The sequence below is a fragment of the Pseudomonas sp. SIMBA_067 genome (assembly GCF_046534675.1).
Taxonomy (GTDB): Bacteria; Pseudomonadota; Gammaproteobacteria; order Pseudomonadales; family Pseudomonadaceae; genus Aquipseudomonas; species Aquipseudomonas putida.
On sequence record NZ_JAWRYH010000938.1, the window covers coordinates 1 to 252 of the forward strand.

Genomic DNA, 252 nt, shown 5'->3' on the forward strand with positions numbered 1-252 from the left:
TCCGCCAATTCCTGGGATTTACCTACCATATTGGTCTCGAAACGCTCGGCGATGAAGACATTGAGCTGAGCCTTCTGCTTTGCCGCATCAGCTGTACCCGCAATCGCGCGCAGTTCGTCGGCCCAATGAGAGAAGCTGCGCTCCAGATCCTTGGTAGGAGTCTTAGTGAAGATGTAGTAAAAAAGGAAGCTCTCCAGTTGCGCAACAAAATGGTCAAACAACGACTTGGGAAAGCTTGCCGCCGCCAGCAGC

At 52.8% G+C, this 252-nt stretch carries 1 protein-coding gene; it reads right to left on the reverse strand.

From position 1 onward, the window contains the following. Positions 1-252 (reverse strand): hypothetical protein (locus tag SB765_RS31950; protein WP_410932800.1); only part of this gene is annotated, 252 nt, incomplete at both ends.